Annotated in this window: 6 protein-coding genes and 1 pseudogene; 6 read left to right on the forward strand and 1 reads right to left on the reverse strand. The window is 69.8% G+C overall.

Annotated features, from left to right (window positions below; all coding sequences use genetic code 11):
- Window positions 1-283: 283 nt before the first annotated feature.
- The 4 genes from eno (at window position 284) to ACFWI9_RS31815 (ending at window position 3,750) form a co-directional block, all read left to right on the forward strand.
- Window positions 284-1,570, forward strand: a complete 1,287-nt coding sequence (eno, locus tag ACFWI9_RS31800; RefSeq protein ID WP_387168022.1) for a phosphopyruvate hydratase — start codon at window positions 284-286, stop codon at window positions 1,568-1,570.
- 133 nt (window positions 1,571-1,703) lie between these two features.
- Window positions 1,704-2,174 (forward strand): septum formation initiator family protein, encoded by a 471-nt coding sequence (locus ACFWI9_RS31805; RefSeq protein ID WP_387168025.1) that lies wholly within the window; start codon window positions 1,704-1,706, stop codon window positions 2,172-2,174.
- An 86-nt stretch (window positions 2,175-2,260) separates the two neighbouring features.
- Window positions 2,261-2,839, forward strand: coding sequence for a DUF501 domain-containing protein (locus ACFWI9_RS31810; protein WP_387168028.1), 579 nt, complete (start codon window positions 2,261-2,263; stop codon window positions 2,837-2,839).
- On the forward strand, window positions 2,836-3,750 hold the full coding sequence (locus tag ACFWI9_RS31815; protein WP_387168031.1) for an exopolyphosphatase: 915 nt from the start codon (window positions 2,836-2,838) through the stop codon (window positions 3,748-3,750). Before ACFWI9_RS31810 ends, ACFWI9_RS31815 begins: the two co-directional genes overlap by 4 nt.
- A 48-nt stretch (window positions 3,751-3,798) precedes the next feature.
- On the opposite strand, the pseudogene ACFWI9_RS31820 reads toward ACFWI9_RS31815, so the two are convergent.
- Window positions 3,799-3,951, reverse strand: a pseudogene (locus ACFWI9_RS31820) (type II toxin-antitoxin system RelE/ParE family toxin); the annotation flags it as partial.
- A 386-nt stretch (window positions 3,952-4,337) separates the two neighbouring features.
- Between ACFWI9_RS31820 and ACFWI9_RS31825 the strand changes: the two are divergent.
- Window positions 4,338-5,720, forward strand: a complete 1,383-nt coding sequence (locus ACFWI9_RS31825) for an NAD(P)/FAD-dependent oxidoreductase (RefSeq protein ID WP_387168034.1) — start codon at window positions 4,338-4,340, stop codon at window positions 5,718-5,720.
- 242 nt (window positions 5,721-5,962) lie between these two features.
- Window positions 5,963-7,402: a class I SAM-dependent methyltransferase gene (locus tag ACFWI9_RS31830; protein WP_387168037.1), complete on the forward strand. Its 1,440-nt coding sequence runs from the start codon at window positions 5,963-5,965 to the stop codon at window positions 7,400-7,402.
- Window positions 7,403-7,483 lie beyond the last annotated feature (81 nt).

The raw sequence follows: 7,483 nt of genomic DNA on the forward strand, positions 1-7,483 counted from the left end.
CCGCGAGGGAACACCCCAGCGGCGTCCCCGCCCCAGGCAACCCCGGCCCGACACGCCTCACCCCCGCCGTCTCCGTGCGCTTCCCTTCCCCCGTAGCGCGACGGACACGGGAGGTGCACCCGGGCCGGGGTTTCTGCTGGTTTCGCACCCTTTTTCGTCCCACGGGTCGGGCCCCGGCGGACCGCGGCCCCCGGTCCGGTTAGGCTCATGCCGCAAGGCCAAAGCGACCCTGCACCGACGCTGCGGCAGCGGCGTCACTCCTAGCGACACATCCCAGAAGGAGATGCTCGTGCCGTCCATCGACGTCGTCGTAGCCCGGGAAATCCTGGACTCCCGAGGCAACCCCACGGTCGAGGTCGAGGTCGGCCTCGACGATGGCAGCACCGGCCGTGCTGCCGTGCCTTCCGGTGCCTCCACCGGTGCGTTCGAGGCCATTGAGCTCCGTGACGGAGACCAGAACCGCTACATGGGCAAGGGCGTCGAGAAGGCCGTCCTCGCCGTGCTGGAGCAGATCGGCCCGGAGCTGGTCGGATACGACGCGACCGAGCAGCGCCTGATCGACCAGGCGATGTTCGACCTCGACGCCACCGACAACAAGGGATCGCTCGGCGCCAACGCCATCCTCGGTGTCTCGCTGGCCGTCGCGCACGCCGCCTCCGAGGCCTCCGACCTCCCGCTCTTCCGTTACCTGGGCGGCCCGAACGCGCACCTGCTCCCGGTGCCGATGATGAACATCCTGAACGGCGGCTCGCACGCCGACTCCAACGTGGACATCCAGGAGTTCATGATCGCCCCGATCGGCGCGGAGTCCTTCTCCGAGGCGCTGCGTTGGGGCACCGAGGTGTACCACACCCTGAAGAAGGTGCTGAAGGAGCGCGGTCTGTCCACCGGTCTCGGTGACGAGGGCGGCTTCGCCCCGAACCTGGACTCCAACCGCGAGGCCCTCGACCTGATCATCGAGGCCATCAAGCAGGCCGGTTACGCGCCCGGCAAGGACGTCGCCCTCGCGCTCGACGTGGCCGCCTCCGAGTTCTACAAGGACGGCAAGTACCTCTTCGAGGGCAAGGAGCGCTCCGCCGCCGAGATGACCGAGTACTACGAGGAGCTCGTCTCCGCGTACCCGCTCGTGTCCATCGAGGACCCGCTGTTCGAGGACGACTGGGCCGGCTGGAAGGTCATCACCGACAAGCTCGGCACCAAGGTGCAGCTGGTCGGCGACGACCTGTTCGTCACCAACCCGGAGCGCCTCGCCCGCGGTATCGAGGAGGGCACCGCCAACGCCCTGCTGGTCAAGGTCAACCAGATCGGTTCGCTGACCGAGACCCTGGACGCCGTCGAGCTGGCCCAGCGCAACGGCTTCAAGTGCATGATGTCCCACCGCTCCGGTGAGACCGAGGACGTCACCATCGCCGACCTGGCCGTCGCCACCAACTGCGGCCAGATCAAGACCGGTGCCCCGGCCCGTTCGGAGCGAGTCGCCAAGTACAACCAGCTGCTGCGTATCGAGGAGATCCTCGACGACGCCGCTGTGTACGCCGGCCGCAGCGCCTTCCCGCGCTTCAAGGGCTGACCGGCCGAGGGCCGGCCGGCCCGAGCGCCGACGGCTCTCGCGCACGTCCTTTCCGCACGTCCCCGCACCCGGTCACGTACCGTGTGCGGGGACGTCGGCACGTACGGACCGCATCGAACGGGGAGGGGCGCACATGGCCCGGGACCGGGACCGGTTCTCCACCGCGACCCGGCTGCGGCTGCTCGGCGAGCAGACCGCCGCCCGGGTGTACCGCTCGCAGACCCGCCGCCAGGCCCGCCGCTCCCGGCTCACCGGGCGCGCGGCGTTCCTCGCGCTGGTGGTCTGCTCGATGATCGTCGCCCTCGCCTATCCGACGCGGCAGTACGTGTCCCAGCGCAACGAGATCGCCGAGCAGCAGCGGCTCGCCGACGAGGCCCGCGAGCGGGTGGAACGGCTGCGGGACGAGAAGGCTCGGCTTCAGGACGACGCGTACGTCAAGCGGCTGGCGCGCGAGCATCTGCACATGGTCATGCCGGGCGAGACCGGCTACACCATGGTCAACCCCAGGGCGGGGCAGCAGCCGCGCGTGGAGGAGGGCGGCGTCGGCCAACCCTGGTACTCGAACGTGTGGGATGACGTCGACCGCGCCGACACGGGACGCTAGTACGACAACCGACCGAGACCGGCAACCGACCGAGACCGGCAGCGCCGGTCGCACGAACAACGAAAAGCGAAGAGACAGACTCACCCATGGACACGCCTCCGCCGCCCACCGAGCACACCCCGCCCACCGAGGCGGACATCGCCGCGTTCCGGGAGCAGCTCGGCCGCCCCCCGCGCGGTCTGCGCGCCATCGCGCACCGCTGCCCCTGCGGCAACCCCGACGTGGTCGAGACGGCCCCGCGCCTTGAGGACGGTACGCCGTTCCCGACGCTCTACTACCTGACCTGCCCGCGCGCGGCCTCGGCGATCGGCACGCTGGAGGCGAACGGCGTGATGAAGGAGATGTCGGAGCGCCTGGCGAAAGATCCGGAGCTGGCCGCCGCCTACCGCGCGGCGCACGAGGACTACATCGCGCGCCGGGACGCCATCGAGGAGCTGAAGGGCTTCCCCAGCGCGGGTGGTATGCCGGACCGGGTGAAGTGCCTGCATGTGCTGGTCGGGCACTCCCTGGCGGCGGGCCCGGGCGTGAACCCGCTCGGTGACGAGGCGATCGCGATGCTTCCGGAGTGGTGGGCGAAGGGCCCCTGTGTCACGCCGTGCGCGGACAGCAACGCGGACGCGGACGAGGGCAAGCAGGACGACGAGGCTCCCGGGGAGTCCGTGTGACCCGCGTCGCCGCCGTGGACTGCGGCACCAACTCCATCCGGCTGCTCGTCGCCGACGCCGACCTGGAGACCGGCGAACTGGCCGAGCTCGACCGCCGGATGACCATCGTGCGTCTGGGCCAGGGTGTCGACCGCACCGGACGGCTCGCCCCCGAGGCGCTGGAGCGCACCTTCGCCGCCTGCCGTGAGTACGCGGAGGTCATCAAGGCCCTGGACGCGCGCAAGGTGCGCTTCGTGGCCACCTCCGCCTCGCGCGACGCCGAGAACCGCGAGGACTTCGTACGCGGCGTCGTGGACATCCTCGGCGTCGAACCCGAGGTGATCAGCGGCGACCAGGAGGCCGAGTTCTCCTTCGTCGGGGCCACCAGGGAACTCCCGGGCCACGAGGAGCGCCTGGTCGTGGACATCGGCGGTGGCTCGACCGAGTTCGTGGTCGGCCACGCCCATGTGGAGGCCGCCCGTTCCGTGGACATCGGCTGCGTACGGCTGACCGAACGCCATGTCCGTGACGACCCCATGACGGCGGCCGAGGCCGCCGCCATCCGCGCCGACATCGAGGCGGCACTGGACCTCGCCGAGCGGACGGTGCCGGTCCGCGAGGCACGGACACTGGTGGGCCTGGCCGGTTCGGTCACCACCGTCGCGGCGATCGCGCTCGGGCTCAAGGAGTACGACTCCGCCGCCATCCACCACTCCCGGATCTCCCGGGCCCAGGTCGCCGAAGTGACCCGGTCGCTGCTCGCCGCCACGCACGACGAGCGCGCGGCGAATCCGGTGATCCACCCAGGGCGGGTCGATGTGATCAGCGCGGGGGCACTCGTCCTGCTGGCGATCATGGAGCGCACGGGCCTGGACGAGGTCGTGGTGAGCGAGCACGACATCCTTGACGGGATCGCCTGGTCGATCGCCTGAGGAGGCGTAAGCCCCAGCTGCCGTGCTGAACCACGCGCCGGTCGCCGATTTGACGACGAGGATGACGAGTTCACCATCCAGCACCTGGTAGCCGACCCGGTAGCCGCCGACTCTGAGCCGGTACAGCCCGGCTGGTCCCGTCAGCTCGGCCGCTGGGCTGCTGAGGCGGCACGCGTATGTGCTCGTCGTGCTCGGCTCCATCCGGCTGATGTGGTCCGCCAGGTGCGAGCGGGCCCCGCGCTGGAAAAGCTTCGTGAAGTTCTTCACAAGGAAATGGCTCTACTCGGCCGTAGAAAGTGCCCCTCAGGGAGCCCGTGGACCTGTTTTTCTGCCCGGCGAGGCATGTCTGCCCACGGTCCGGCAGGGCTCCCCACCTTGACGATCATGGAAGGGGAGGTGGCCCTCCGTCGCCTGCGAAGGTCGTGGCCGCAGCTCAGAAGGGTTGGGCAACGTTCGCCGATATCCGGTGGTTCCCCGCCCTCGCCATGACCTCCGTCACGTGGGCCGCGGAGTGTAGCAGAGGGTCGCTGGATGCTTGTGAAGGGGCTCACGAGCGACCCCATCACGGGGGGTGGATACTCGATGGCATGAGCACCACGGAGCGTCCCAGGATCCTCGTAGTAGGCGGTGGGTACGTAGGCCTGTACGCAGCTCGTCGCATTCTGAAGAAGATGCGGTACGGAGAGGCGACCGTCACGGTCGTCGACCCGCGGTCGTACATGACGTACCAGCCCTTCCTCCCCGAAGCCGCCGCCGGCAGCATCTCGCCGCGGCATGTCGTCGTCCCGCTGCGACGCGTGCTGCCCAAGGCCGAGGTACTCACCGGCCGGGTCACCACCATCGACCAGGACCGCAAGGTCGCCACGGTCGCACCGCTCGTGGGCGAGGCCTACGAGCTGCCTTTCGACTACCTGGTGATCGCGCTCGGCGCGGTCTCCCGGACCTTCCCGATACCCGGGCTCGCGGAGCAGGGCATCGGCATGAAGGGTGTCGAGGAGGCCATAGGCCTGCGCAACCACGTCCTCGAGCAGCTCGACAAGGCTGACTCCACCACGGACGAGGACGTCCGCCGCAAGGCGTTGACGTTCGTCTTCGTGGGTGGCGGCTTCGCCGGTGCCGAGACCATCGGCGAGGTCGAGGACCTGGCCCGTGACGCGGCCAAGTACTACCGGAGCATCAAGCGCGAGGACATGCGCTTCATCCTGGTCGACGCCGCCGACAAGATCCTTCCCGAGGTCGGGCCCAAGCTCGGCAAGTACGGCAAGGAGCACCTTGAGGGCCGGGGTATCGAGATCTACCTCAACACCTCGATGGACTCCTGCGTCGACGGCCACGTGGTGCTGAAGAACGGCCTGGAGGCCGACTCCAACACCATCGTGTGGACTGCCGGTGTGAAGCCGAACCCGGCGCTGGCCCGCTTCGGCCTGCCGCTCGGCCCGCGCGGTCACGTGGACACCGCCCCGACCCTCCAGGTCCAGGGCACCGACTACATCTGGGCCGCCGGCGACAACGCCCAGGTCCCGGACCTCGCCTCGCGCAAGGCCGGTGTCGAGAACGCCTGGTGCCCGCCGAACGCCCAGCACGCGCTGCGTCAGGCGAAGGTGCTCGGCGACAACGTCATCTCCGGTATGCGGGGCTTCCCGCAGAAGGAGTACAGCCACGCCAACAAGGGTGCGGTCGCCGGTCTCGGCGTGCACAAGGGCGTCGCGATGATCGTCATGGGCAAGATGAAGATCAAGCTCAAGGGTCGTCTCGCCTGGTACATGCACCGTGGCTACCACGGCCTGGCGATGCCGACCTGGAACCGCAAGATCCGCATCTTCGCCGACTGGACGCTCGGCATGTTCCTCAAGCGCGAGGTCGTCTCGCTCGGCGCCATCGAGACTCCGCGCGAGGAGTTCTACGAGGCCGCCAAGCCCGCCCCGGCTCCCGCAGCCGCCGCGGCCCCGCAGAAGGCCAAGGCGTCCTGACTTCCTGGCCTCCAGAGGTCTTGACGTCCTGACGCCTTCGGGCTGAACGCTTCTCGCACGACCCCGAAGGGGCCGTCCGCCATCCGTGGTGCGGACGGCCCCTTCGGCGTTCCCTCGGTGCTCTGCCACCGCTGGTGGCCGAAACGCCGTCCATTTGCGCGCTCAGGGGACTGCGCCAAGACGCCGAGGGTGTTTACGTGGTGTTGGGCATTTCCGGAATCCGCATCACGGAGGTGTGCGCCATGGCCGATGCCGCTTCGCGGCTCACCACTCTTGCCGAGACCCTGCTGGGGGAGCCGCCCCCGGTCCGTATCCGCGCCTGGGACGGAAGCGAGGCAGGTCCTGCCGATGCCCCGGTGCTCGTACTCCGGCACCAGCGTGCCCTGCGCAGGCTCATCTGGAAACCTGGCGAACTGGGCATGGTCCGCGGCTGGGTGGCCGGGGAGCTCGACATCGAAGGAGACCTGTACGAGGCACTCGACCGGCTCTCCGGGCTGGTCTGGGACCGCCCCGGCAGTCGGCTCCCACGCGACCCGCGGCTGGCCGCCGCCGTCCGGGAGCTGTGGCGGCTGGCGGGCCCCCGGGCCTGGCTGCCGGTGCGCCCGCCCGCCGAGGAGGTGCGCCGGCGTAGCGGCCCACTGCACACCAGAAGCCGCGACCGGCAGGCGATCAGCCACCACTACGACGTGGGCAACGCCTTCTACGAGCATGTGCTCGGCCCGTCGATGGTGTACTCGTGCGCCTACTGGCGCGACGGCGGCACCCTTGAGGAGGCGCAGCGCGACAAACTCGACCTGATCTGCCGCAAGCTGAGGCTGCGGGAAGGCCGGCGGCTGCTGGATGTGGGCTGCGGCTGGGGATCGATGGCGATCCACGCGGCCAGGGAGTACGGCGTCCAGGTCACCGGAGTCACGCTCTCGCGGGAGCAGGCCGCGTACGCCCGCAAGCGGGTCGCCCAGGAGGGGCTGACCGACCGGGTCGACATCCGCGTCCAGGACTACCGGGACGTCAAGGACGGCCCGTATGACGCGATCTCGTCGATCGGCATGGCCGAGCATGTCGGCTCCGCCCGGTACCGGGAGTACGCGGACGCGTTGTACGGGCTGCTGAAACCCGGTGGGCGGCTGCTGAACCACCAGATCGCCCGCCGTCCCGAGAAGGACGCGAAGGCGGAAGCCGCATACCGCGTGGATGACTTCATCGACGCCTACGTTTTCCCCGACGGGGAGCTGGCACCCCTCGGCAGCACCCTGTCGATCATGGAGGAGGCCGGTTTCGAGACCCGGGACGTCGAGTCGATCCGTGAGCACTACGCCCGCACCCTGCGGGTCTGGGTGGCCAATCTGGAGTCCTCCTGGCCGGACGCGGTCCGGCGCACCTCGCCGGGCCGGGCCCGGATCTGGCGGCTCTATATGGCCGCGTCCGCGCTGGCTTTCGAGCAGAACAAGATCGGGGTCAACCAGGTCCTGGCGGTGCGGACCCCGGAGGGCGGTGCTTCCGGCCTCCCGCTGCGAGCCCGTGAGTGGACGGAGACGGTGCAGTCCGCCGACTCCGCCGACTCCGCGAACTCCGCGGTGACAGCGGACTCCGCAGAGGACATGGCAGCCCGCGTCACCGTGGAGACCGCGGAAGCCGCCGACTTCGCGCAGCCGGTGGAGGCCGCGGAGAGCACGCCACGGTGAAGACCGCGCCCGCTACGAGCCGCTGACCGGATGCGCGAGGGGCCCCGCAACACCGACCGCAGGGCCCCGCCCGCCCGCGGC

The sequence above is a fragment of the Streptomyces sp. NPDC127084 genome (genome assembly GCF_042724175.1).
GTDB lineage: Bacteria > Actinomycetota > Actinomycetes > Streptomycetales > Streptomycetaceae > Streptomyces.